Consider the following 1,067-nt stretch of genomic DNA (forward strand, 5'->3'; position numbering starts at 1 on the left):
CCTGCAGTGAAACTTTGATGCGCAATGCAGATATGGCTTTGTATCGCGCCAAAGAACGCGGACGAGACGGCTACTGCTTCTTTACTGAAGAGTTGAATGTTAGAGCCAGCCATCTTATGGAGATTGAGCACGAGATTCGCCATGCACTAAGCAATGACGAGTTCTATCTTCATTACCAACCTCAAATCGATTTAAAGACAAACAAAATAAACAGTGTTGAAGCGCTCATTCGCTGGCGTCATCCAGTTAAAGGTGAAATTTCCCCCAATGACTTTATCTCTATTGCTGAAGAAACCGGACTGATCGTCCCGATTGGCGACTGGGTTTTAAAGAAGGCATGTAGCGAAATTCATCAACTCAACCAAGACTCTGGCTTAGATTTACGTGTTGCAGTTAACCTATCAACACGACAATTCACTGACTTACGCCTAGTCAATACGGTGAATAATGCACTAGAAACAGCAGGCATGCCTGCCCGTAACCTAGAGCTAGAAGTCACCGAGAGCATGCTCATGCAAGACATGGAAACAGTGATCGATCAATTGAATCGCATCAAGGCTTATGGCTGTACCGTAAGTATCGATGACTTCGGCTCTGGCTACTCCTCATTTAGCTATCTGAAAAGTTTGCCAGTCGACATACTCAAAGTAGATCGTGAGTTTGTACGCGACATACCAGAAGATCTCAATGCCATGGAAATCACATCAGCGATCATCGCCGTTGCGCACAAACTAAACTTGAAAGTAGTTGCCGAAGGCGTTGAGAGTGAAGATCAGCGTGACTTCCTAGACATTAACAAATGTGATTTCGCACAAGGCTATTTCTTTAGCAAGCCAATCAATTACGGTGATCTGCGCACATTCTTCCTAGAACGAGAACATAGGCTTGCTGAAGCTGTGTAATTGCAAATAATTGCTAAAACCCTCGAGGGTCAATTGACCTTCGAGGCGTGACCCAAGTCCCCTTCAAAGTGTTACCTCTTTCGTGTAACAAAATGTAATCGTCGGTATACTACCCCCAACTAAGAATAATCATTGGAAGTTGTATTACATGCTGAACATCGCTAT

1 protein-coding gene is annotated in these 1,067 nt (G+C 44.0%); it reads left to right on the forward strand.

Annotated features, from left to right (window positions below; genetic code table 11):
- On the forward strand, nucleotides 1–902 hold a 902-nt coding region (locus tag A3738_RS21510; RefSeq protein ID WP_156504399.1), incomplete at its 5' end, for a bifunctional diguanylate cyclase/phosphodiesterase.
- Nucleotides 903–1,067 lie beyond the last annotated feature (165 nt).

The sequence above is a fragment of the Oleiphilus sp. HI0066 genome, assembly GCF_001635725.1.